Annotated in this window: 24 protein-coding genes and 1 pseudogene; 17 read left to right on the top strand and 8 right to left on the bottom strand. The window is 71.8% G+C overall.

What is annotated here, in order from left to right; genetic code table 11:
- The first annotated feature begins 61 nt into the window (after positions 1-61).
- The 5 genes from ACFVDP_RS32705 (at position 62) to ACFVDP_RS32685 (ending at position 4,755) form a co-directional block, all read left to right on the top strand.
- Complete coding sequence (locus ACFVDP_RS32705; RefSeq protein ID WP_383497692.1) at positions 62-1,108, top strand: segregation and condensation protein A; 1,047 nt, start codon at positions 62-64, stop codon at positions 1,106-1,108.
- On the top strand, positions 1,105-1,737 hold the full coding sequence (gene scpB / locus ACFVDP_RS32700) for an SMC-Scp complex subunit ScpB (protein ID WP_383497690.1): 633 nt from the start codon (positions 1,105-1,107) through the stop codon (positions 1,735-1,737). The genes ACFVDP_RS32705 and scpB overlap by 4 nt, the downstream gene beginning before the upstream one ends.
- Before the next feature lie 10 nt (positions 1,738-1,747).
- Entirely contained in the window at positions 1,748-2,887 is a 1,140-nt protein-coding gene (locus tag ACFVDP_RS32695) for a pseudouridine synthase (protein ID WP_383497688.1), read from the top strand.
- Positions 2,888-2,986: 99 nt separating this feature from the next.
- Entirely contained in the window at positions 2,987-3,763 is a 777-nt protein-coding gene (locus ACFVDP_RS32690; RefSeq protein ID WP_383497686.1) for an NUDIX domain-containing protein, read from the top strand.
- Positions 3,760-4,755, top strand: a complete 996-nt coding sequence (locus ACFVDP_RS32685; RefSeq protein WP_383497684.1) for an ADP-ribosylglycohydrolase family protein — start codon at positions 3,760-3,762, stop codon at positions 4,753-4,755. The genes ACFVDP_RS32690 and ACFVDP_RS32685 overlap by 4 nt, the downstream gene beginning before the upstream one ends.
- A 132-nt stretch (positions 4,756-4,887) precedes the next feature.
- On the opposite strand, the gene ACFVDP_RS32680 is transcribed toward ACFVDP_RS32685, so the two are convergent.
- Genes ACFVDP_RS32680 through ACFVDP_RS32665 form a run of 4 tightly spaced genes read right to left on the bottom strand, consistent with a single transcriptional unit; the run spans position 4,888 to position 7,271 of the window.
- Positions 4,888-5,568: a DNA polymerase beta superfamily protein gene (locus ACFVDP_RS32680; protein ID WP_383497682.1), complete on the bottom strand. Its 681-nt coding sequence runs from the start codon at positions 5,566-5,568 to the stop codon at positions 4,888-4,890.
- Between the two features lie 21 nt (positions 5,569-5,589).
- Positions 5,590-6,033: a Rieske (2Fe-2S) protein gene (locus ACFVDP_RS32675; RefSeq protein ID WP_383497680.1), complete on the bottom strand. Its 444-nt coding sequence runs from the start codon at positions 6,031-6,033 to the stop codon at positions 5,590-5,592.
- The gene (locus ACFVDP_RS32670) at positions 6,030-6,614 is read right to left on the bottom strand and encodes a DUF6529 family protein (protein ID WP_383497678.1); all 585 of its coding nucleotides are present in this window, start codon (positions 6,612-6,614) and stop codon (positions 6,030-6,032) included. Before ACFVDP_RS32670 ends, ACFVDP_RS32675 begins: the two co-directional genes overlap by 4 nt.
- A 21-nt stretch (positions 6,615-6,635) precedes the next feature.
- Positions 6,636-7,271, bottom strand: coding sequence for a hypothetical protein (locus ACFVDP_RS32665; RefSeq protein ID WP_383497676.1), 636 nt, complete (start codon positions 7,269-7,271; stop codon positions 6,636-6,638).
- Positions 7,272-7,400: 129 nt separating this feature from the next.
- On the opposite strand from ACFVDP_RS32665, the gene ACFVDP_RS32660 reads away from it, so the two are divergent.
- From ACFVDP_RS32660 to der, 6 genes are all read left to right on the top strand, one after another.
- Positions 7,401-7,880: a YidB family protein gene (locus ACFVDP_RS32660; protein WP_383497674.1), complete on the top strand. Its 480-nt coding sequence runs from the start codon at positions 7,401-7,403 to the stop codon at positions 7,878-7,880.
- Between the two features lie 121 nt (positions 7,881-8,001).
- Positions 8,002-8,373, top strand: a complete 372-nt coding sequence (gene aroH, locus ACFVDP_RS32655) for a chorismate mutase (protein WP_383497672.1) — start codon at positions 8,002-8,004, stop codon at positions 8,371-8,373.
- Entirely contained in the window at positions 8,370-9,455 is a 1,086-nt protein-coding gene (locus ACFVDP_RS32650) for a prephenate dehydrogenase (RefSeq protein ID WP_383497670.1), read from the top strand. The genes aroH and ACFVDP_RS32650 overlap by 4 nt, the downstream gene beginning before the upstream one ends.
- Positions 9,456-9,545: 90 nt before the next feature.
- The gene (gene cmk, locus ACFVDP_RS32645) at positions 9,546-10,226 is read left to right on the top strand and encodes a (d)CMP kinase (RefSeq protein ID WP_383497668.1); all 681 of its coding nucleotides are present in this window, start codon (positions 9,546-9,548) and stop codon (positions 10,224-10,226) included.
- A 56-nt stretch (positions 10,227-10,282) separates the two neighbouring features.
- A complete protein-coding gene (locus tag ACFVDP_RS32640; RefSeq protein WP_383497739.1) occupies positions 10,283-10,870 on the top strand; it encodes a lysophospholipid acyltransferase family protein in 588 nt (195 codons plus the stop codon).
- An 80-nt stretch (positions 10,871-10,950) separates the two neighbouring features.
- Positions 10,951-12,426 carry a ribosome biogenesis GTPase Der gene (der, locus tag ACFVDP_RS32635; RefSeq protein ID WP_383497666.1) on the top strand — a complete coding sequence of 492 codons (1,476 nt, stop codon included), beginning with the start codon at positions 10,951-10,953 and terminating at the stop codon, positions 12,424-12,426.
- A gap of 26 nt (positions 12,427-12,452) precedes the next feature.
- Here the strand turns inward: der and ACFVDP_RS32630 are convergent, their stop codons facing one another.
- Entirely contained in the window at positions 12,453-12,866 is a 414-nt protein-coding gene (locus ACFVDP_RS32630; RefSeq protein WP_383497664.1) for a hypothetical protein, read from the bottom strand.
- A gap of 139 nt (positions 12,867-13,005) precedes the next feature.
- Positions 13,006-13,782: a hypothetical protein gene (locus tag ACFVDP_RS32625; protein WP_383497662.1), complete on the bottom strand. Its 777-nt coding sequence runs from the start codon at positions 13,780-13,782 to the stop codon at positions 13,006-13,008.
- A gap of 402 nt (positions 13,783-14,184) precedes the next feature.
- On the opposite strand from ACFVDP_RS32625, the gene ACFVDP_RS32620 reads away from it, so the two are divergent.
- Both ACFVDP_RS32620 and ACFVDP_RS32615 read left to right on the top strand, forming a co-directional pair.
- Positions 14,185-14,796, top strand: coding sequence for a transglycosylase family protein (locus ACFVDP_RS32620; protein WP_383497660.1), 612 nt, complete (start codon positions 14,185-14,187; stop codon positions 14,794-14,796).
- A 115-nt stretch (positions 14,797-14,911) separates the two neighbouring features.
- Positions 14,912-15,577, top strand: a complete 666-nt coding sequence (locus ACFVDP_RS32615) for a transglycosylase family protein (protein ID WP_383497658.1) — start codon at positions 14,912-14,914, stop codon at positions 15,575-15,577.
- Here ACFVDP_RS32615 and ACFVDP_RS32610 read toward each other — a convergent pair.
- Entirely contained in the window at positions 15,562-16,011 is a 450-nt protein-coding gene (locus tag ACFVDP_RS32610; RefSeq protein WP_383497656.1) for a hypothetical protein, read from the bottom strand. The two genes, ACFVDP_RS32615 and ACFVDP_RS32610, sit on opposite strands and share 16 nt — an antisense overlap.
- A 173-nt stretch (positions 16,012-16,184) precedes the next feature.
- Here ACFVDP_RS32610 and ACFVDP_RS32605 point away from each other — a divergent pair, with 173 nt between their 5' ends.
- The 4 genes from ACFVDP_RS32605 to ACFVDP_RS32590 all read left to right on the top strand — a co-directional run bounded on the left by ACFVDP_RS32605 (position 16,185) and on the right by ACFVDP_RS32590 (position 20,211).
- A complete protein-coding gene (locus ACFVDP_RS32605) occupies positions 16,185-16,709 on the top strand; it encodes a hypothetical protein (protein WP_383497654.1) in 525 nt (174 codons plus the stop codon).
- Between the two features lie 319 nt (positions 16,710-17,028).
- Positions 17,029-18,288, top strand: coding sequence for a glycosyltransferase family 4 protein (locus tag ACFVDP_RS32600; RefSeq protein ID WP_383497652.1), 1,260 nt, complete (start codon positions 17,029-17,031; stop codon positions 18,286-18,288).
- Between the two features lie 53 nt (positions 18,289-18,341).
- A complete protein-coding gene (locus ACFVDP_RS32595; protein ID WP_383497650.1) occupies positions 18,342-19,121 on the top strand; it encodes a hypothetical protein in 780 nt (259 codons plus the stop codon).
- A 37-nt stretch (positions 19,122-19,158) separates the two neighbouring features.
- Positions 19,159-20,211 carry a helix-turn-helix transcriptional regulator gene (locus ACFVDP_RS32590; protein WP_383497648.1) on the top strand — a complete coding sequence of 351 codons (1,053 nt, stop codon included), beginning with the start codon at positions 19,159-19,161 and terminating at the stop codon, positions 20,209-20,211.
- On the opposite strand, the pseudogene ctaD reads toward ACFVDP_RS32590, so the two are convergent.
- Positions 20,099-21,793, bottom strand: a pseudogene (gene ctaD, locus ACFVDP_RS32585) (cytochrome c oxidase subunit I); the annotation flags it as partial. The gene ACFVDP_RS32590 and the pseudogene ctaD sit on opposite strands and share 113 nt — an antisense overlap.
- Positions 21,794-21,803: the final 10 nt, after the last annotated feature.

Here is a 21,803-nt window from a genome sequence, read left to right as displayed (position 1 = left end):
CATTGTGCCTGTGAACGATTCCTCCTCCCTTTCGCCTGACCGGGGTGCGCGGCGGCGCGCCTTGGGGCGGGGGGCGCTGGCCGCGCCGGAGGAGGAGGCTGCGGAGCCGGAGACCAGCGGACCCGATGCCGTCGAGCCCGCTGAAGGCCCTGGGCCCGCCGAAGTCCCCGAGCCCGCTGAGCTCGCTGCTTCCTCTGAAGCCGCCGGGGCTCCCGAGCCCGCTGGGGCCGCCGAGCCTGCCGGGGCCGCCGAGCCCGCCGAGCCCACCAAGCCCGCCGAAGAGGTTCAGGACGACGGTCGCTTCAAGGTTCGGCTCGCCAACTTCGAGGGGCCCTTCGATCTGCTCCTGCAGCTGATCTCGAAGCACAAGCTCGACGTCACCGAGGTCGCGCTGTCCAAGGTCACCGACGAGTTCATGGCGCACATCCGCGCCATGGGGCCCGACTGGGACCTGGACCAGACGACGGAGTTCCTCGTCGTCGCCGCCACACTCCTGGATCTGAAAGCCGCCCGGCTGCTGCCCGCCGCCGAGGTCGAGGACGAGGCCGACCTCGCGCTCCTTGAGGCCCGGGACCTGCTGTTCGCCCGGCTGCTCCAGTACCGCGCGTACAAGCAGATCGCCGACATCTTCACCCGGCGCATGGACGACGAGGCACGCCGGTACCCGCGGACCGTGGGCCTGGAGCCGCACCATGCCGAGCTGCTGCCCGACGTCGTCATCAGCATCGGGGCGGAAGGATTCGCCAAGCTGGCCGTGAAGGCGATGCAGCCCAAGGCCAAGCCGCAGGTGTACATCGAGCACATCCACGCGCCGCTGGTGAGCGTGCAGGAGCAGGCGGGCGTGGTCATGGCGCGGCTGCGGGACCTGGGCGAGGCCAGTTTCCGCGATCTCGTGGCCGACACCGACGACACCCTCACCGTCGTCGCGCGGTTCCTGGCGCTCCTGGAGCTGTACCGCGAGAAGGCCGTCGCGCTGGACCAGGAGACCGCGCTGGGCGAGCTGATCGTGCGGTGGACCGGCGCGGAGAGCGGGAGCGAGCCCGTGGTGACCGACGAGTTCGACCGGGCCCCCGAGCCCGTGGGCGACGACAAGGAGAGTGCGCGATGAGCGTGGACGGCGCGAGCGACGTCGGCGGGCTCGATCTGAGGCCCGCGCTGGAGGCCGTCCTCATGGTCGTCGACGAGCCGGCCACCGAGGAGCACCTCGCGAAGATCCTCCAGCGGCCCCGGCGGGCCGTCGCCGACGCCCTGCGGGCCCTCGCCGACGAGTACACGGTGCAGGGGCGCGGCTTCGAGCTGCGGCTCGTCGCCGGCGGGTGGCGGTACTACACCCGGCCCGAGTACGCCGCAGCCGTGGAGGGCTTCGTCCTGGACGGGCAGATCGCCCGGCTGACCCAGGCCGCCCTCGAGACCCTGGCCGTGGTCGCGTACCGCCAGCCGGTCAGCCGTTCCCGGGTCTCCGCCGTGCGCGGAGTGAACTGTGACGGGGTCATGCGGACCCTGTTGCAGAGGGGTCTGGTGGAGGAGGCGGGCGCGGAACCCGAAACAGGTGCGATCCTGTACAGGACGACGAACTACTTTCTGGAGCGGATGGGCCTGCGCGGCCTGGACGAGCTGCCGGAACTCGCGCCCTTCCTCCCCGAGGCGGACGCGATCGAGGCGGACACGCTGGAAGGGGTCCCGTCGTTCGACCCGGACGCACCCGATGCGCCGGGTACCGAGCACACAGCCGACTAACGGAAATTTGATGCGAAGCAGCAGCGGCAGGAACAGCAGCGGAAACAACGGCGGGAGCCGTGGTGGCAACAGCGGCGGCCGCGGCGGGAGCAGCGGGGGCCGCGGTAACCAGCGCGGCGCCGGCAACAACCGCGATGACAAGCAGGGCGGCAGCGGCAGCGGCCGCCCGAAGAACCCGCGCCCGGAGGAGCGGCGCTACGACGTCGGCCCCGGCGGCACCCAGGAAGGCCCGAAGACGGGCCGCGGCGCCTCGGCGCGCGGCGGTGCCAAGGGCGGCCCCAAGCGCGGGCAGCAGTCCGTGCCGGGCCGCGGGCGCTGGGTCCCGGCGACCTCGCGCGAGTACGAGGCGCGGGCCGAGGAGCGCAACCGCGAGCGGTACGCGGGCAAGCCGAAGGTGAACCTCCCCAAGACCTTCCCCGGCGCCGAGCAGGAGGGCGAGCGGCTGCAGAAGGTGCTGGCCCGTGCCGGTTACGGCTCGCGCCGTGCCTGCGAGGAGCTGGTCGAGGAGGCCCGCGTCGAGGTCAACGGCGAGATCGTCCTGGAGCAGGGCCTGCGCGTCGACACGGAGAAGGACGTCATCAAGGTCGACGGCCTGACCGTGGCCACGCAGTCGTACCAGTTCTTCGTCCTGAACAAGCCGGCCGGCGTCGTCTCCACCATGGAGGACAACGAGGGCCGGCAGAACCTCGGCGACTACACGAACAACCGCGAGACGCGGCTGTTCCACGTCGGGCGGCTCGACACGGAGACCGAGGGCGTCATCCTCCTCACCAACCACGGTGAGCTGGCCCACCGCCTCACGCACCCGAAGTACGGCGTGAAGAAGGTCTACCTCGCGCACATCGTGGGTCCGATCCCGCGTGACCTGGGCAAGCAGCTCAAGGACGGCATCCAGCTGGAGGACGGGTACGCGAAGGCGGACCACTTCCGCGTCGTCGAGCAGACCGGCAAGAACTACCTGGTCGAGGTCACCCTGCACGAGGGCCGCAAGCACATCGTGCGGCGGATGCTCGCCGAGGCCGGCTTCCCGGTCGACAAGCTCGTGCGGGTCGCCTTCGGGCCGATCACGCTGGGCGACCAGAAGTCCGGCTGGCTGCGACGCCTGTCGAACACCGAGGTCGGCATGCTGATGAAGGAAGTCGACCTCTAGAGCGCTCCGTAGCTCCGCAGGCCGATCTCCCGCAAAGGGTTGTCGTGGGCGACCCCCTCCTTTAAAGTCTCATGGACCAATAAGGGAGGGGGTCGCCGCATGTCCGTGCAGGGCTACGACAAGTACGCCTACGAACCGTTCGCCGTCACCGTCGACCTGGCCGTCTTCACGCTGAGGTCCGGGCGGCTGCACATTCTGCTCGTCGAGCGCGGCCAGGAGCCGTACGCGGGGCGCTGGGCGCTGCCCGGCGGTTTCCTGGAGCCCGACGAGGCCGCGGAGGGGGCGGCGCGGCGCGAGCTCGCCGAGGAGACCGGTCTGGACGACGTCGCCGGGCTCCACCTGGAACAGCTGCGCACCTACAGCGAGCCGGGCCGAGACCCCCGGATGCGGGTCGTCTCGGTCGCTTTCGCCGCCCTGGTGCCGGACGCGCCGCAGGCGCAGGGCGGCGGCGACGCGGCGCGGGCCGCCTGGCTGCCGTACGAGGAGGGGGCCGGCGGCGCGTACGGCCCGCTCGCCTTCGACCACGACCGGATCCTCGCCGACGCCCACGACCGGATCGGCGGCAAGCTCGAGTACACCTGCCTGGCCACCGCGTTCTGCCCGCCCGAGTTCACGCTCGGCGAGCTGCGCCAGGTCTACGAGGTGGTGTGGGGGACCGAGCTCGATCCGGCGAACTTCCGCCGCAAGGTGCTCGCGACCCCCGGCTTCGTCGAGCAGATCCCCGGCGCGTCCCGGCTCACCGGAGGCCGCGGCAAGCCCGCGGCGCTGTACCGGTCCGGCGGCGCCGGATCGCTCCACCCGCCGCTGCTGCGGCCCGCGCCCGAGCCGGTGCCGGACACGAAGAAGCCCGAGACGAAGAAGGGTGTTTCCTCATGATCAAGGGTGCCGCGACCGGATCGCTGCTCGGGCTGGCGCTCGGGGACGCGCTCGGATTCCCGACCGAGTTCAACGACGTACCGTCGATCTTGGCGAAGTGCGGGCCGTGGCGGGAGATGGAGCTGCCCGGGCCCGTCGCCTGGATCACCGACGACACGCAGATGACGCTCGCCGTGGCGCGGGCCGGGGTTCCCGAGTCCCCGGAGCGGTACGCCGACGCGCTGCGCCGCGAGTTCATCGCCTGGAACCGGTCGCCCGAGAACAACCGCGCGCCCGGCAACACCTGCCTGCGGGCCTGCGACCTCCTGGAGGACCCGCGGCGCGACTGGCGCGACGCCAGCCAGATCCACTCCAAGGGCTGCGGCGCCAACATGCGGGTCGCGCCGCTCGGTCTCGTACCGGGCCTCGACCACGAACAGCGTGCCGGGGCCGCCCAGTTGCAGGCCGCGCTCACGCACGGGCATCCGACCGGGCTCGCCGCGAGCGATCTGACCGCGCGGGCCGTGCACCTCCTCGCGCAGGGCACCGAGCCCACCGGCCTTGTCGGCCGGCTGCGGTCGTACGCGCTCGAGAACCGCACCCGGTACCACGAGCGCTGGCTCGGCGATCTGTGGCGGCGCGCGCAGGACGCGGGTCCCGAGGAGTTCATCGCGCGCGGCTGGGACGAGTGCCTGGGGGTCCTGGAGCGGCTGGAGGCCGCCCTGCGCGACGCCAATCCGGAGGTGGATCCCTGCCTCGCCACCGGCGCGGGATGGATCGCCGAGGAGGCGCTCGCCACCGGGCTGCTGTGCTTCCTGCTGTTCGTCGACGAGCCCGCGCTCGTGCTGCGCCGGGGTGCCTGTACGTCGGGTGACTCGGACTCGATCGCGGCGCTGGGCGGGGCGTTCGCCGGGGCGTATCTCGGTGGGGATGCCTGGCCTCGGGCGTGGGTCGAGCGGGTCGAGCACCGGGACGAGTTGGTGGGGTTCGGGAAGCGGTGGGACTCGGGGTGAGGTGAGCAGCGGGGCGGGGCTGCGGCGGGGGCTGGTTCAGCGCTCGCCCCGCGTCGGGGTGCCGCCTTGCCCACCCTGCCGCCCCCGGGGGTCCCCCCGGACGGAGTCTGGGGGACGGCAGATTGCCCAAGGCTAGGTGGCTGAGGTGCGGCGGGTGTGGAACAAGAAGTTCTCGATCCGCGGGCGGTCCGGTTCCTGGAGGAGAGGGGTGCGGGTTGCCGCCCTGTCTGTTTCCTCGGTCAGTCTTGTCATCCGGCGGTCCACCTCGGACCACGGCACCTCGCCGCGCTTCACCGCGAGCAGCGCCTCGCGGTCCTCGCCCACGTCGATCCGCAGCTCGCCGGTGCGCAGCAGGTCGCGGCTGGACTTCAGCAGCCGCAGCAGGTGCATCGCGTGCTTCCAGCGCGGGGCGCCGTGGACGCGGACGTCGGCCTCCAGCTTCTTGCGCTGGCCGACCGCGTACCGGGCGAACGTCTCGTGCACCCGGCGGGAGAGGAACGCCCCGCGCAGGGCGAGCAGCTCCTCGCCCACCGGGGTCAGCTCCTCGACCAAGGGGGAGTGCAGGCACTCCAGGATGTTGGGGTTGGCGCGCAGGGCCAGTTCGCAGAAGCGCTCCAGCTCCCAGGAGAACTGCTCGTCGGCCGGCCCGTCGACGTGCGTCGGCGGCTTGTCGAAGTGCCAGAACAGCGGCGTCGGCGCGAGGTACACGCCACGGCGGTCCGTGTCGCTGTCCTCGGTGGCCAGGCCGAACGCGCGCGAGCCCATCACGCAGGCGTAGACGGTGTGGTCGCGTACCAGGTCGTGCGGGTCCATGCCGTGAGCGTAGGCCGCTGATCAGCCGAGCGTGATCGAATTTCCGCTGACCTCGATCCGTCGGGGCGGCAGCGGGCGCGGTGCCGGTCCGCCCGCCACCGAGGCGTCCGCGATCCGGTACCTGGAGCCGTGGCAGGGGCAGTTGATGGTGCCGCCCGCGACGCTGTTCACCAGGCAGCCCTCGTGCGTGCAGACCGCCGAGAACGCCTTGAACTCGCCCCGGGCAGGCTGGGTGACCACGACCTTCTCGGCGGCGAAGATCTTGCCGCCGCCGACCGGGATGTCCGAGGTCCTCGCCAGGCCGGGCGCCGCCGAGGACGGTCCTGGCCCCGACGGCGGGGCCGGTGACGTCCGCGACTCGCCCGCTCCGTCCCCGCTCTCGTCGCCGTACTTGGTGCACCCGGCCGCGAGCGCCGCCGCGCCCGCGACGAGCACGCTCCTGCGCGAGGCCTGCCGTCGGCTCATGTCGTCACCCCCACCGTGCGGAAGAACCACAGCGCCGACGTCAGCCACAGCAGCGTGAGGGCCGTGAAGACCAGGCCGCCGACGACCGGCAGCAGCCAGCCCGGCAGCCGCTCCGCCCGGAGCAGCAGCATCTTGGCGCTGAACGCCCCGAAGAAGGAGCAGCCGAGCAGCGAGTGCCACATGACCCGGGGCGAGTACGTCTGGAAGCCGAGCGCGTACAGGCAGTGCACCGCCACCGGGACGGCCACCAGGAACGCGATCCGGCCCGACCAGCGGTGCAGGGCCGGTGCCCAGGACGGGCCGGGCAGCTTCCCGTACACCATGAAGGCGGAGACGACCTGGACGAGCGCGAAGGCGAACGCCACCGTCGCGAGCCAGGACTTCACCGCGCTCGTACTGGAGAACCCGGCGAGGTTGAACGCCGTGCCCGACGGATCGTGCACCTTCCCGTACGCGCCGAGGGCCACCGCCACCGCGGCCGCCACGACGGCGGGCACCAGGAAGCGGGCCGGGTGCGGGGCGCGGTGGCCGGGCACCGGGCTCGGGAAGCTCTGCGTGGGAGCGTTCGGGTCGACGGGCATGACTCACCCCTCCGGGAGAGGTCAGGGGACGACGGGACGCGCGGTCAGCCGCTCGCCGTCGACGGTGACGGCGCCGGTCTCCGGGTCGATACGCGGTGCGGCGGTCGGCACGGCGTCGCGGGTCACGATGCCGACCTGCCGGCCGTCGGGCAGCACGATCCAGCCGCCGTCGATCGTCGCGCCGCGCACCTCGGTGGTCGCCCGGTACAGGCCGGACGGCTTGACGGCCTTCTTCGCCGTGAAGGCGGCGGGCCGGCCACCGGCCTCGACGGTGCCGCGGATCCGGTCGTTCCTGAGCGAGCCCGTCAGCCGGGCGCCGTGCGCGCCGCTGAGCTTCATGGAGCCGTCGGCCCCTACGGGCCCCTTCAGCCACGACTCCTTCGTGCGGCCGTCGCAGTAGTACGCGACGGCCCTGTCGCCCCGCACGGAGACCGAGACGGCGGCGGTGTCGTCGTCCGTGCGGCCCGCGTAGGCGGACTTCCCGCGCGCCGTCTTCGAGGGGCTCGGGAGCACGGACGGGCTCGTGGAGGCGGGGGACGCGGTGGGCGCGCCTCCGTACGGTGCGCCGGCCTCGCCCGTCGTCGCGTTCAGCGACAGCATGATCAGGCCGAGCGCCAGACCGGCGAACAGCGTGAAGAGAGGTCCTGAGCGCTTCATCTGCGAGCCTCCCCCGAGGCGCGGCGTGCGGCCGTCTCTCATGACAGCGGACGCGCGGCGCCGCGTCCAGGGGACGACCGGCCCTCCTCCGGCCGAGTGGCGCCTTGATGTGCTTCGGGTGACATTGAGGTGGTTCGCGTTTCCCCGAGCCCGAAAGGCACCCCCATGGCGGGCAACGATCTCGGAAGTCTGCTCGGCGGTCTCCTCGGCGGAGGCGGCCAGGGCGGCTCGTCCGGCACAGGCAACATCCTCGGCCAGGTCCTGAGCTCCGTGCTGAGCAGCAAGACGGGCGGGGGCGGCGGCGCCGGCGGCGGGTCCAACCCGCTCGGCGGGCTGATGGACATGATCACGAAATCCGGCCTGGTCAGCCAGGAGCAGCTCGACTCGTGGGTCGGCACGGGCAGCAATCAGCCGCTCGACGCCGACCAGGTCAAGCAGGCCGTGCCCGACGAGGCCCTCGACCGGGCCGCGGCCGACGCCGGAATCAGCCGGGACCAGGTCGCCGACCAGGTGGCGCAGCAGCTGCCCCAGCTCGTCGACAAGATCACTCCCGACGGACAGGTACCGGCCGTCTCCCTGGAGGAGCTGGCCAAGCAGCAGAACCTCTGAAACCGGTCCCACCGCGGCGCGCGGCCCCGTCTCGGCAGACGGGCGCCGCGCACCCGTGCGTGCGGGCCCAATTACGCTGGAGCGGACAGACGTACGTACGCAAGAAGCAAGGAGCACCGTCGTGGCGGTACGAGCGGTCCGGGGCGCCGTCCAGCTGGAGCGGGACGCGGCCGACCACATGGACGAGCAGGTCGGTGAGCTGCTCACCGCGGTCCTGGGACGCAACGGCCTGATCGCGGACGACCTGATCTCCATCTGGTTCACGGCCACGCCCGATCTGCACTCCGACTTCCCGGCGGCCGCCGCCCGGAAGCTCGACGTCGAAGGACTGGCCGACGTGCCGCTGATCTGCGCCCAGGAGCTGGAGATAGCGGGCGCCATGCCGCGCGTCGTCCGGCTCCTCGCGCACATCGAGACCGACCTGCCCAAGTCCGAGATCGCGCACGTCTACCTCGGTGCCGCGGCCGCCCTCCGCAAGGACATCGCCCAGTGAGAACCGCACTCGTCATCGGCACCGGCCTGATCGGCACCTCCGCCGCCCTCGCCCTGGTTTCGCGCGGGGTCACCGTGCACCTCGCCGACCACGACCAGGCGCAGGCCCGCACGGCCGCCGCGCTCGGCGCCGGCACCGACGAGCCGCCCGAGGGCGCCGTCGACCTGTGCGTGGTCGCGGTGCCGCCCGCGCACGTCGCCGCCCAGCTCGCCGACGCGATGCGCGCCGGTGCGGCCCGCGCCTACCTGGACGTCGCCAGCGTGAAGGGCGGCCCGCGCCGCGAGCTGGAGGCCCTCGGGCTCGACCTGACCCCGTACATCGGTACGCACCCGATGAGCGGCCGCGAGCGCAGCGGACCGCTCGCCGCGACCGCCGACCTCTTCGAGGGCCGCCCCTGGGTGCTCACCCCGACCCGGGACACCGACACCGAGGTCCTCAACCTCGCGCTCGAACTGGTCGCCCTGTGCCGCGCCGTCCCCGTGGTCATGGACGCCGACGCCCACGACCGGGCCGTCGCCCTCGTCTCCCACATGCCGCACCTGGTCTCCACCATGGTCGCGGCCCGCCTGGAGAACGCCGAGGAGAGCGCCGTCCGGCTCTGCGGGCAGGGCATCCGCGACGTGACCCGGATCGCCGGGTCCGACCCCCAGATGTGGATCGACATCCTCTCCGCGAACCCCGGACCGGTCGCCGACCTGCTCTCCGCAGTCGCCGGCGACCTGGAGGAGACCGTGCAGTCCCTGCGCTCCCTGCAGTCCGCCGACGACGCCAAGCGCCACGAGGGCGCCGAGGGCGTCGAGACCATGCTCCGGCGCGGCAACGCCGGACAGGCCCGGGTGCCCGGCAAGCACGGCGCCGCCCCGGCCGCCTACGAGATCGTCGCCGTGCTCATCTCCGACCAGCCCGGCGAGCTGGCCCGCATCTTCGCCGACGCCGGCGCGGCCGGGGTCAACGTCGAGGACGTCCGCATCGAGCACGCGACCGGGCAGCAGGCCGGTTTCGTGCAGCTCATGGTGCAGCCCGCCGCCGCCCCGAAACTGGCCGCGTCCCTGCGCGAGCGGGGCTGGGCCATGCGCCAGTAAAAGGCGCCTGCCAGACCCAGTAACCTTGTGCGGGGCGTGTCCGCGCCCCGTACGCATGCCCCCGTGCACTGAGAAAGGTGTCCGTCACCCATGGAAACCCCGGCAGCTGTCATCGTCGCGATCGACGGACCCTCCGGCACGGGAAAGTCCAGCACCTCGAAGGCCGTCGCCGCGCAGCTCGGTCTGAGCTACCTGGACACCGGCGCCCAGTACCGGGCCATCACCTGGTGGATGGTGAACAACGGCATCGACCTGACCGACCCGACCGCGATCGCCGCCGTCGCGGGCAAGGCCGACATCGTCTCCGGCACCGACCCGTCCGCGCCCACCATAACGGTGGACGGCACGGACGTCGCGGGTCCCATCCGCACCACCGAGGTCACCTCGAAGGTCAGCGCCGTCAGCGCGGTGCCCGAGGTGCGCGCCCGCATCACCGACCTGCAGCGCTCGATCGCCAAGGGCGCCGAGGTCGGCATCGTCGTCGAGGGCCGGGACATCGGTACGACCGTGCTGCCCGACGCCGACCTCAAGGTCTTCCTCACCGCCTCGCCCGAGGCCCGCGCCGCCCGCCGCTCCGGCGAGGTGAAGGGCTCCGACGTCAAGGCGACCCAGGAGGCCCTGGTCGCCCGCGACAAGGCGGACTCCAGCCGCAAGACGTCGCCGCTGGCCAAGGCCGGCGACGCCGTCGAGGTGGACACCACCGAGCTCACGCTCCAGCAGGTCATCGAGTGCGTCGTGACTCTGGTCGAGGAGAAGCGGGCCGCGAAGTGACCAACGCGCCTTCGGTACGGGGTGCCGAGGTCGGGCGGCGGATCGGCGTCGGCCTGATGTACGGGCTGTGGAAGCCGCGCGTACTCGGGTCGTGGCGGGTCCCGGCCACCGGCCCGGTGATCTTCGCCGTGAACCACTCGCACAACGTGGACGGCCCCATGGTCATGGGCGTCGCCCCGCGCCCGACGCACTTCCTGATCAAGCAGGAGGCGTTCATCGGGCCGCTCGGCACCTTCCTCGAAGGCATCGGGCAGCTGAAGGTCGACCGCACCAGCGCCGACCGGACCGCCATCACGCGCGCCCTCGACGTGCTGAAGGACGGGGGAGTGCTCGGCATCTTCCCCGAGGGCACCCGCGGCGACGGCGACTTCGCGTCGCTGCGCGCCGGACTGTCGTACTTCGCCGTGCGCAGCGGGGCGCCGATCGTCCCGGTCGCCGTCCTGGGAAGCACCGACAAGCCCGGACGGTTGATAAAGGGGCTGCCCCCGCTGCGCAGCAGGGTCGACGTCGTCTTCGGCGACCCCTTCGAGGCGGGCGACGGCAGCGGACGGCGTACGCGCAAGGCGCTCGACGAGGCGACCGTGCGCATCCAGGAGCGGCTCACCGGCCACCTGGCGGACGCCAGGCGCCTGACCGGGCGCTGAGCGAGACTTTCAGTAGTGCACCGGCCTCCGACCGAGACGGCGCACCGATCACCACGAATGAACGACGAGGTACGGACTTCATGAACGACCAGATCCAGCCCGAGGGCTCCGGGGAGCATGAGCACGGGGCGCTCGGCGACGCCGAGTACGCGGAGTTCATGGAGCTCGCCGCCGAAGAGGGCTTCGACGTCGACGACGTCGAGGGCGCCATCGAGGAGGCCGCCCAGGGCCCGCTGCCCGTGCTCGCCGTCGTCGGCCGGCCGAACGTCGGCAAGTCGACCCTGGTGAACCGCATCATCGGCCGCCGCGAGGCCGTCGTGGAGGACAAGCCGGGCGTCACCCGCGACCGCGTCACCTACGAGGCCGAATGGGCGGGCCGCCGCTTCAAGCTCGTCGACACCGGCGGCTGGGAGCAGGACGTGCTCGGCATCGACGCGTCGGTGGCCGCGCAGGCCGAGTACGCGATCGAGACCGCCGACGCCGTGGTCTTCGTGGTCGACTCCACGGTCGGCGTCACCGACACCGACGAGGCCGTCGTCCGGCTGCTGCGCAAGGCCAAGAAGCCCGTGGTGCTCTGCGCCAACAAGGTCGACGGCCCGTCCGGCGAGGCCGACGCCACCGCTCTGTGGGCGCTCGGCATCGGCGAGCCGCACCCGGTCTCCTCGCTGCACGGCCGCGGCACCGGCGACATGCTGGACGCCGTCATCGAGGCGCTGCCCGACGCGCCGCAGCAGACGTTCGGCGCCGCCGGCGTCGGCGGCCCGCGCCGCATCGCCCTGATCGGCCGCCCGAACGTCGGCAAGTCGTCGCTGCTCAACAAGGTGGCGAACGAGGACCGCGTCGTCGTCAACGAGCTGGCGGGCACCACCCGCGACCCGGTCGACGAGCTGATCGAGCTGGGCGGCGTCGTCTGGAAGTTCGTCGACACCGCGGGCATCCGCAAGCGCGTCCACCTCCAGCAGGGCGCCGACTACTACGCCTCGCTGCGCACCGCCGCCGCCGTCGAGAAGGCGGAGGTGGCGGTCATCCTGATCGACTCCTCCGAGTCCATCTCCATCCAGGACCAGCGGATCGTGACGATGGCCGTCGAGGCGGGCCGCGCGATCGTCGTCGCGTACAACAAGTGGGACACCCTCGACGAGGAGCGCCGCTACTACCTGGAGCGCGAGATCGAGACCGAGCTCGCCCAGATCGCGTGGGCGCCCCGGGTGAACGTGTCGGCGCAGACCGGCCGCCACATGGAGAAGCTGGTCCCGGCGATCGAGACGGCGCTGGCCGGGTGGGAGACCCGCGTTCCGACCGGCCGGCTGAACGCCTTCCTCGGCGAGCTGGTCGCCGCGCACCCGCACCCGGTCCGCGGCGGCAAGCAGCCCCGCATCCTGTTCGGGACGCAGGCCGGTACGAAGCCGCCGCGGTTCGTGCTGTTCGCCTCCGGGTTCATCGAGGCCGGCTACCGCCGCTTCGTGGAGCGCCGGCTGCGCGAGGAGTTCGGCTTCGACGGAACGCCGATCCATATCTCGGTGCGCGTGCGCGAGAAGCGCGGCCGCAAGAAGTAGCGGAAGCGGATCGATCGCGCCGGGGCTCAGTGCTCGCGGCGCGGAGCGGGCGGCAGTGCGGCCGGGAAGTGACTTCCGTGGCCGTGCTGCCGCCCGTTCGTCTGTGGCTGCCACTGTGGGTGCTGGTGGGCCGACGGGTAGTGCGGGGTGTGATGGCGTGCGCCGTAGGGACCGGTGCCGAATCCGGTGAACCCGAGATCCTCTTCGCCGCTGCGGTCGCCGGGCAGCGCCCGGAAGGACCTGCGGTACTCCGCGTAGAGGGCGTCGTAGATGGGCGTCGCCGAGTAACTGCCCTGGTAACCGGTCGAGTGGCCGCCTGTCTGGCCGCTCGCGTGCCCGTTCGAGGGGCTGCCCTGGTGGTCCTCCGCGGGGCGCATCGACGGGATCTGGCTCGGGTACGGCTGACGCCGCCCGGACATGGTGGGGTCGTATGGGTGCACGTGAGTGCCAACGACCCGGATCCTCTACGGATGCGCCCTTGGCCTCGGGTTTTCCGGGGCGTAAGGAGGGTGAGCGGCGCGTTCGCGAGGGTCCGGGTCGTCGGCTGAGGCTCTATGGCCCTACGGGGTGCGGATGGGCTCAGGTGCCCGCCAGCGGCAGCGCGGCGGCGACCAGCCGGCCGTTCGCCGCCGCCTTGTCGAGGGCGTCGCGGAGCAGGTCCTCGCGCGGCTGGCGGCCGATCGAGCCCGCCGGCGTGGCGAAGACGAGCACCTTCTGCGTCTTGTTGGCGGCGGCCCGCCAGCCCTCGGTGACCTGGAGCGGCTGGTGCGCCTGCCACCAGGCGACCTGCGAGGGCGCGCCGCCGCTGCCGGGCTGCAGTACGGCGTGCAGCTGGCCCATGGCGAGCAGCACCGACCAGCCGTCGAGGCCGCGCGGGGCCTCTTCCAGGCCGGTCACCGGCATGTAGCCCTGCTCGATCAGGAGCGGCAGGAAGTCGTCGCCGGAGTCGGCGCCCGGCCGGGCGATGGGCCCGGTGGGCTCCACGACGAGCGCGGGGTGCAGTTCGCCGGCGATCAGGACGAGACCGCTGGTCACGCCGAGCACGGCCTGGGACGGGGCGGCACCGGGGACCTGGTCGGCGGCACCGGCGACGGAACGCACGGCACCCTGCAACTGGTCCTCGGCGACCCGGACGACCTGCGAGGGCAGGCAGACGGCATGGGCGAAGGCGAGCACGGCGGTCTCGTCACCGACGAACAGGACGGTGCTGGTGCGCTCCTGTTCCGAGTCCCCCGCGGTGCGGCAGGACGTGCAGTCGTAGCTGCCCGGGGCGTTGTCCCCGGCCAGCAGCCGGTCGGCTTCTTCGTCGCCGATCTCGGCGCGTACGTCGTCGCTGAGGTCGAGCAAGCGCGGCACGGGTGGCTCCTCAGGGTCGGTCGGTCCCGCGGACGAGTGCCGTCGCGGAGACAGAGAGTGCTGATGAAGGGACAACGGGTGATCTGTGGCCGGAGTCACGCCCGGAACCGAACGGAATTCACCCATCCGACGCGCACCGTGAGAGCCGCACCGGAATCTGTCACTCCATGCCAACTTGTAGGTACTCCAAGCAAGTTGAGTGAGTGAAGTGGGTCACACATCCACGAGGGGACGGGTCGACAAATCCTGAAATCAGCTAATGAAGTGGGTGGCCTGAATGCGTCGCTACTTCAGGTAACGGTCCGCTGGCCTGGAGTGACGAACCGTTGGTTGATGTCACCGCCGTGCGCTGCCTAGATTCCACCGCCGTCTGCAACGAGCAGTCCACGAGAGGGATTTCTCATGTCCGTGCCGATTCGTACGGCTCGAACGACAGCGGTTCTCGCCGGGGCGGCCCTGCTCGCCCCGCTCGGTCTCCTGGCGGCGGCCGGCTCGGCCCACGCGGCCGACTCCGGCGTCTGGGACCGCATCGCCCGCTGCGAGAGCGGCGGCAACTGGCACATCAACACCGGTAACGGCTACTACGGCGGGCTCCAGTTCTCCGCCGGGACCTGGCAGGGGTACGGCGGCGGGGCCTACGCGTCGACGGCCGACCGGGCATCGAAGTCCCAGCAGATCACCATCGCCGCCAAGGTGCAGCGCGCGCAGGGCTGGGGCGCCTGGCCCGTCTGCTCGATCCGCGCGAACGCCTACGGCGGCGCGCCGTCGGCCGCGTCGGCCCCGGCCGTGACGACGGAATCGGCACCGAAGTCCGCACCCCCCGGGCACGGCTCGCAGCGCGCCGACCGCGGTGCGACCCGCGCCGGCGGGTACGTCGTCCGCGACGGCGACACCCTCGGCCGGATCGCGGCCGCCCACGGCACCACCTGGCAGCGCCTGTACACCGTCAACCGGACGGTCGTCGGTGGCGATCCGGACCTGATCCTGCCGGGCCAGCACTTGCTGATCCGGTAGGCGCAGAGGGTGGTGCCCCGTGGCCCCGCCCGCTCGGTCCGCCGACCGGGTGGGGCCACGGTCCGCGCGGCGCGGCACGGCGGGCCGCCCCGGGCCCGCTGCTTAGCGTGACGCGATGCGTCCGCTGTCCTCGCTGCTCCCGGCGTCCTGCGCCCTGCTCGCCTCGCTGCTCGCCGTGGCCGCCGCGCCGGCGCCCGCCCTGGGCGCCGCACACCGGCCGCACGCCGCCCTGAAGCCCCACAGGTCCGACAAGCCCTCCGACTGCGCCAAGGGCGAATGGCCGTGGGACTGTCTCGCCCAGTGCGAGAGCGGCGGCCGCTGGGACGCGAACACCGGCAATTCCTACTACGGCGGGCTCCAGTTCTGGCAGCCGACCTGGGAGGAGCACGGCGGCCTCGCGTACGCGCCGCGCGCCGACCTCGCCACCCGCGCCGAACAGATCGAGGTCGCCGAGGAGGTGCTGCGCACGCAGGGCTGGCAGGCCTGGCCCGCGTGCGCGAAGAAGTACCGGCTCCAGGGGCGCGTGCACGTGGTGAAGAGCGGGGAGACGCTGACGTCAATCGCCCGGCGCCTCAAGGTGAAGGGCGGCTGGCAGGCGCTCTACGAGGCGAACCGGGACGTGGTGGGGTCGCACCCGGACCGGCTGACCGTGGGGGCGTCGCTGGTCATCCCCGAGGGCCGGAAACCGTCCCCGAAGAAGCCCCCGAAGAAGCCCGCGAAGAAGCCCTCTGCGAAGAAGACCCCTGCGAAGGCGGCCCGGCTGCCTCAACTCCCCTCCTGAGGCTCGCATATGGGGCACGGGCCGAGCCCGGCGGCGGTGATGGCCCGGACGTCGGCCCGGACGGCCTCCGGCTCGCTCTCGACGAGCGGGCAGTCGGCGCGGTGCCACAGCGTTCCGCCGGGGACCATCAGCAGGTTCCCGGCGGGCCGTGTCCGTGGCGGTGTCTCGACCGCGACGAGCAGCTCGTACAGCTCCGCCAGCCGGGCGGTCGCCAGAGTGCTCCTGCCGTACGTGAGGAGGACGGCACCCGCGATGATCAGGGCCGAGCCCGGCACCGTGCACGAGGCCAGATACGGCAGTTGGCGCGCGGCGTGGCGCTCGCCCGACATCCCGTACCAGCCGATGACGCACAGCACCGCGCCGGCGGCCAGTGCGGCGAGGCCCGTCCACAACACGGGGTGCAGGTCAGATGTCCGGGGCCGGACTGTCCGCATGGAGGGCTCCCCACCGTCGTCGTGCCGGACTGCCTGTTTTCGGTCGTATCCGTAGGTGTCCGGCTGTGTATGGCTTTGTCGGCCGATCGCTTGCACTATGCCTTCTGGAGGCCAACCCTGAAAGCTCCGGGCGTGGTTGACGCCCGGACCGACATCCGGTGGTGAGCCAGTTGATGTTCGGGAACAGGATCGTGGTGGTCCGTCGCGGGCGGGGCGCAGCCCTCGCCGCGGTACTCGCCCTCGGGTCCGCCCTGGTGGCGTGCGGCGGCTCGGGCGGCTCGAGCGGCACCTCGTCGACGCCGACGGCGCACCAGTCGACTCCGTACGCGACGGCGCCGGCGGACCCGGCGGCCGCCGAGAAGGAGATCAAGGCCAACTGGAAGAAGTTCTTCGACCCCGCCGTGCCGATCGACCAGAAGACCGCCCTCCTGGAGAACGGGTCGGCGATGAAGAAGGTCCTGGAGAGGTTCAACGGGGACAAGCGCGGCGGCCAGGTGCAGGCGGAGGTCACCAAGGTCACCTTCGCCTCGCCGACCGGCGCCCACGTGACGTACGCGCTCGCTCTCAAGGGCGCCACGGTGCTCCCCGACGCCAGGGGCAGCTCCGTGGAGCAGGACGGAGTCTGGAAGGTGTCCGTCAGGACGCTGTGCGGGCTGGTGCGCCTGAGCGGAAACGCGTCACCGAGCCCGGGCTGCTGAGGCGCTCGTCGCGGGCCGCCCCTGTCGTGGGCGGCCCATCGGCGGCCGCGGGGTCACCCGGGGCGGTGACATGAACCGCACGCGCTTTGACGGTCCGCAACCCGCCTACCAGCCATGACGTGATCCTGATGGACAAAGTGGCCAATTGGTTCCTCATATTGCCTACCAATAAGGCAACTGTTCTGGAACAAGATGATGATGATGAACAACCCTCGCCCGGGCATCTCTGTCTAACCATCTGGTAGGCGGAGAACACGGATTGAACCGACCGAAGTGATGATCCGGACTGTCCGCGCGGAATGGTGGGATACGGGGACGCATGCAGATTTCTTTCCTGATCAACAATGCGTATGGGATCGGAGGGACGATCCGCACCACGTACAACCTCGCCAACACCCTGGCGGAGCAGCATGACGTGGAGGTCGTCTCGGTCTTCCGGCATCGCGACGAGCCGGTGTTCGCGCCTGACCAGCGCGTCCGGCTGCGTCACCTGGTGGACATCCGCAAGGACTCGCCGGGATACGACGGCGGCGACCCGGCGCTCAAGGAGCCCGCCACGGTCTTCCCGCGCCACGAGGGCCGCTACGAGCAGTACAGCGCGCTCACCGACCGGCGCATCGCCGAGTACCTCGGGAGCGTCGAGGCGGACGTCGTCGTCGGCACCCGGCCGGGGCTCAATGTGCACCTCGCCAAGGAGACCCGGCGCGGCCCGCTGCGCATCGGCCAGGAGCACCTCACGCTCGACACGCACACGCCGGGCCTGCTGCGGCAGCTGCGCAAGGTGTACCCGCGCCTCGACGCCCTCACCACCACCACGGAGGCCGACGCCCGCGCCTACCGCGACCGGATGCGGCTGCCCGGTGTCCGGATCGAGGCCATGTCCAACCCGGTGCCCGCCCCGGGCATCACGCCCGCCGACGGCGACGCCAAGTGGGTGGTGGCCGCCGGGCGGCTCGCCCCGGTCAAGCGGTACGACCTGCTGATCAAGGCCTTCGACAAGGTGCGCGCCGAGCGCCCCGACTGGCGGCTGCGGATCTACGGCGCGGGGCGCCAGAAGGACAAGCTGCGCACCCTCATCGACCAGCTCGGGCTCTACAACCACGTCTTCCTCATGGGTCCGGCCAATCCGATCGAGCCGGAGTGGGCGAAAGGTTCCGTCGCGGCGGTGACCTCGACCTTCGAGTCGTTCGGCATGACCATCGTCGAGGCCATGCGGTGCGGCCTCCCGGTGGTCGCCACCGACTGCCCGCACGGGCCCGGCGAGATCATCCACGACGGGATCGACGGCCGCCTCGTCGAGGTCGGCAACGTCGACGCGATCGCCGGCGGCCTGCTGGAACTCATCAACGACGACAAGCGCCGCCAGGAGATGGCGGCGCGCGCCCTCACCAGCTCCGAGCGTTTCGACCCGGCCCGGATCGCCGAGCGCTACGAGACGCTCTTCGGCTCGCTGACCGGCCGCGGCGGCTCCGTGAGCCTGCTGCACCGGACCCGCGGTTCCCTGCTCGGCGGCGCCTACGCCGTCCGGGACGCGAGCCGTTCCCTGTTCAGGCCGCAGGGGAAGGGGCGCACCGCATGACACCGCTGGCCACGCCCGCACCGATATTCGGGTCTGACGACAGGACCGTCTTCATGGCACCCCGCGCCGACTGCATCGCCGACTCCGCCGGCGGCCTCACCTTCGACGTCATCGACCACGGGGCGGCCGGCTCCGCGTACCTCGTACTGGTCGAGCGCGCCGGCGGCCAGGAGGTGCGCCTGCCGCTCGCCCCGGTCGGCGACGGCCGGCTGCGTGCCTCGCTGCCCATAGGGGTGGAGCTGGCCGAGGGGCGCTGGGACGCGTTCGCCCAGGTCGCCGGGGACGAGCCGGTCCGGCTCGTGCCGGGCGTGAACGACCTGCGGTCGCTGGTGGACCGCGCGCCCAGCGGATCGCGCGGCCACGTCGCCGTCCGCATCCCGTACGCCACGAAGAACGGCAACCTCTCGGTGCGCAGCTGGCGGCGCGCACCGCACGCGGAGGCCGGTGAACTCCTCATCACCGGTACGGAGTTGAGCGTGCGCGGCCGCGTCTACGGCACGCCCGTCACGGCCAAGGCCAGCGCGGAGGTGCGGGCTCGCGCCGAGGGCGGGCCGGTCCTTCGGGGGCAAGTGGACGTGGACGGCGCCGAGTTCACCCTGCGGATCACGTACGACGAGCTGTCCGAGGGGCGTTGGGACCTGTGGGTGCGGCCCGGCGGCGAGGACGGGCCCGAGGTGCGGGTGGCCCGGCTGCTCGACGACATCGCCGACAAGAAGCCGATCTTCGCCTACCCGCAGACCCCGGTCGTCGTCGCCGGACGGGACGTGACCGCCGAGCCCTACTACACCGGGGACAACGACCTGGCCGTGGTGGTGCGCGCCGTCACCGCCTAGTCCCTCGTGCCCGGCGGCAGGGGGCACAATCGGGTGCATGCTTGAGACTTCTGCCCGGCTGCTGCGGCTGCTCTCCCTGCTCCAGGCCCACCGCGAGTGGTCGGGGCCCGAGCTGTCCGAGCGGCTCGGCGTCAGCGCGCGGACCGTGCGGCGGGACGTCGACCGGCTGCGGGAGCTCGGATACCCGGTGCACGCGAGCCCGGGCAGCGGGGGCGGGTACCAGCTGGGCGTGGGCGCCGAACTGCCGCCGCTGCTGCTCGACGACGACGAGGCCGTCGCCGTCGCGGTGGGGCTGCGGACGGCGGCGGGGCAGGGGATCGCCGGGATCGGCGAGACCTCGGTGCGGGCGCTGGCCAAGCTGGAGCAGGTGCTGCCGCACCGGCTGCGGCGGCGGGTCGGTGCCCTCAACGCCTACACCGTGCCGATGCTGCGCGGCGCCGGGGCCGAGGCCGCCGACCCGGCGGTGCTGAGCGAACTCGCCGCCGCCTGCCGGGACTCGGAGCGGCTGCGGTTCGCGTACGTGGGGCACGGCGGCGAACCCAGCCGGCGGACCGTGGAACCGCTGCGTCTCGTGTGCAGCGAGCGGCGCTGGTACCTCGTGGCCTGGGACGTGGAGCGGGACGACTGGCGGACGTTCCGCGTCGACCGCGTCACGCCGACCCCGCCGCACGGGCCGCGCTTCCAGCCGCGCACTCCGCCCGCCGACGACCTCGCCGCCTATGTCTCCCGGGGCGTCTCCACCCGCGCGTACGCGACCGAGGCCGTGGTGCGCCTCCTCGTGCCGGTGGACGAGGCACGGCAGCGGATCTCGCCGACGGCCGGGACGATCGAGGCCGAGACCGAGGAGACCTGCCTGCTGCGCACGGGGGCCGTCAGCCTCGATGTGATGGTCTGGCACATCGCCTCGACCGGCTTCGAGTTCGAGGTCGTCGAGCCGGCCGCGCTCACCGACACGATCAGCTCCGTACGGGACCGTCTGGACCGTGCCCTGCTCCGGTCGTCGACTGCCGGGGATACTCCTCCAACGCGGCGAACTCCGGATGGTGCAGATCGAACGCGGGCGACTCCGAGCGGATCCGGGGCAGCGTGACGAAGTTGTGCCGGGGCGGCGGGCACGCCGTCGCCCACTCCAGCGAGCGTCCGTAGCCCCACGGGTCGTCGACCTCGACCTTGGTGCCGTACCTGGCCGTCTTCCAGATGTTGTAGAGGAACGGCAGCGTGGAGAGACCGAGCAGGAACGCGCCGAGGGACGAGACCGTGTTGAGCGCCGTGAAGCCGTCCGCCGCCAGATAGTCCGCGTACCGGCGCGGCATGCCCTCCGCGCCCAGCCAGTGCTGCACCAGGAACGTGGTGTGGAAGCCGACGAACAGCGTCCAGAAATGAATCTTCCCGAGCCGTTCGTCCAGCAGCTTGCCCGTCAGCTTCGGCCACCAGAAGTAGAAGCCGCCGTACGTCGCGAAGACGACGGTGCCGAAGACGACGTAGTGGAAGTGCGCGACGACGAAGTACGTGTCCGAGACGTGGAAGTCCAGCGGCGGCGAGGCCAGGATGACGCCGGTCAGCCCGCCGAACAGGAACGTCACCAGGAAGCCGACCGACCACAGCATCGGTGTCTCGAAGGAGAGCGAACCCCTGAGCATGGTGCCGGTCCAGTTGAAGAACTTCACGCCCGTCGGGACCGCGATGAGGAACGACATGAAGGAGAAGAAGGGCAGCAGGACACCGCCCGTCACGAACATGTGGTGCGCCCACACGACCACCGACAGGCCGGTGATCGCCATCGTCGCGCCGACCAGCATCGTGTAGCCGAAGATCGGCTTGCGGCTGAAGACCGGGATGATCTCGCTGACGATGCCGAAGAAGGGCAGCGCGATGATGTAGACCTCGGGATGGCCGAAGAACCAGAACAGGTGCTGCCACAACAGCGCGCCCCCGTTCTGCGACTCGAAGACCACCGAGCCGAACCGCCGGTCCGCCTCCAGCACGAGCAGGGCGGCGGCCAGGACCGGGAAGGCGAGCAGCACGAGGATCGACGTGAACAGCGTGTTCCACGTGAAGATCGGCATCCGGAACATCGTCATGCCGGGCGCCCGCATCCCGATGATCGTCGTCAGGAAGTTCACCGAGCCCAGGATCGTGCCGAACCCGGCGAGCGCGAGCCCCATGATCCACATGTCGGCGCCGATGCCGGGGGACCGCTCCAGGCTGTTGAGCGGCGCGTACGCGAACCAGCCGAAGTCGGCGGCCCCGCCCGGCACCACCAGCGAGCCCAGCACGATCAGGCCGCCGAAGAGGAACAGCCAGTACGAGAGCATGTTCAGGCGGGGGAACGCGACGTCGGGGGAGCCGATCTGCAGCGGCATGATCTCGTTGGCGAACCCGGCGAACGTCGGGGTCGCGAAGAGCAGCAGCATGATCGTGCCGTGCATCGTGAAGAGCTGGTTGTACTCCTCCTCGGAGAGCAGCTGCAGCCCGGGGCGGGCCAGCTCGGCACGCATCAGCAGCGCCATGACGCCGCCGACCAGGAAGAATCCGAAGGCCGTGATCAGGTAGAGGTGGCCGATCTTCTTGTGGTCGGTCGTCGTCAGCCAGTCCACGACGATGCGGCCCGGCTGCCGCTCGCCGTCCCGCCGCGCCGTGTACGGTCCGGCACCGACCCCGGTCGTTCCCATCGCCTGCCCC

Origin of the sequence: Streptomyces sp. NPDC057694, assembly GCF_042799415.1 — a bacterium.
Lineage (GTDB): Bacteria > Actinomycetota > Actinomycetes > Streptomycetales > Streptomycetaceae > Streptomyces.
Note: the sequence above shows the minus strand (reverse complement) of the source record. Positions and strands in the feature narration are given on the sequence as shown.

Bases quoted from the DNA above. Each gene is read 5' to 3' on its own strand.
- ACFVDP_RS32620 (WP_383497660.1), top strand. From the start codon at position 14,185: ATGTCCGTGCCGATTCGTACGGCTCGAACGACAGCGGTTCTCGCCGGG.
- ACFVDP_RS32610 (WP_383497656.1), bottom strand. From the start codon at position 16,011: ATGCGGACAGTCCGGCCCCGGACATCTGACCTGCACCCCGTGTTGTGG.
- cmk (WP_383497668.1), top strand. From the start codon at position 9,546: ATGGAAACCCCGGCAGCTGTCATCGTCGCGATCGACGGACCCTCCGGC.
- ACFVDP_RS32690 (WP_383497686.1), top strand. From the start codon at position 2,987: ATGTCCGTGCAGGGCTACGACAAGTACGCCTACGAACCGTTCGCCGTC.
- ACFVDP_RS32695 (WP_383497688.1), top strand. From the start codon at position 1,748: ATGCGAAGCAGCAGCGGCAGGAACAGCAGCGGAAACAACGGCGGGAGC.
- ACFVDP_RS32665 (WP_383497676.1), bottom strand. From the start codon at position 7,271: ATGAAGCGCTCAGGACCTCTCTTCACGCTGTTCGCCGGTCTGGCGCTC.
- ACFVDP_RS32640 (WP_383497739.1), top strand. From the start codon at position 10,283: ATGTACGGGCTGTGGAAGCCGCGCGTACTCGGGTCGTGGCGGGTCCCG.
- ACFVDP_RS32600 (WP_383497652.1), top strand. From the start codon at position 17,029: ATGCAGATTTCTTTCCTGATCAACAATGCGTATGGGATCGGAGGGACG.
- ACFVDP_RS32595 (WP_383497650.1), top strand. From the start codon at position 18,342: ATGGCACCCCGCGCCGACTGCATCGCCGACTCCGCCGGCGGCCTCACC.
- ACFVDP_RS32590 (WP_383497648.1), top strand. From the start codon at position 19,159: ATGCTTGAGACTTCTGCCCGGCTGCTGCGGCTGCTCTCCCTGCTCCAG.
- ACFVDP_RS32615 (WP_383497658.1), top strand. From the start codon at position 14,912: ATGCGTCCGCTGTCCTCGCTGCTCCCGGCGTCCTGCGCCCTGCTCGCC.
- der (WP_383497666.1), top strand. From the start codon at position 10,951: ATGAACGACCAGATCCAGCCCGAGGGCTCCGGGGAGCATGAGCACGGG.
- ACFVDP_RS32670 (WP_383497678.1), bottom strand. From the start codon at position 6,614: ATGCCCGTCGACCCGAACGCTCCCACGCAGAGCTTCCCGAGCCCGGTG.
- ACFVDP_RS32605 (WP_383497654.1), top strand. From the start codon at position 16,185: ATGTTCGGGAACAGGATCGTGGTGGTCCGTCGCGGGCGGGGCGCAGCC.
- ACFVDP_RS32680 (WP_383497682.1), bottom strand. From the start codon at position 5,568: ATGGACCCGCACGACCTGGTACGCGACCACACCGTCTACGCCTGCGTG.
- ACFVDP_RS32685 (WP_383497684.1), top strand. From the start codon at position 3,760: ATGATCAAGGGTGCCGCGACCGGATCGCTGCTCGGGCTGGCGCTCGGG.
- scpB (WP_383497690.1), top strand. From the start codon at position 1,105: ATGAGCGTGGACGGCGCGAGCGACGTCGGCGGGCTCGATCTGAGGCCC.
- ACFVDP_RS32675 (WP_383497680.1), bottom strand. From the start codon at position 6,033: ATGAGCCGACGGCAGGCCTCGCGCAGGAGCGTGCTCGTCGCGGGCGCG.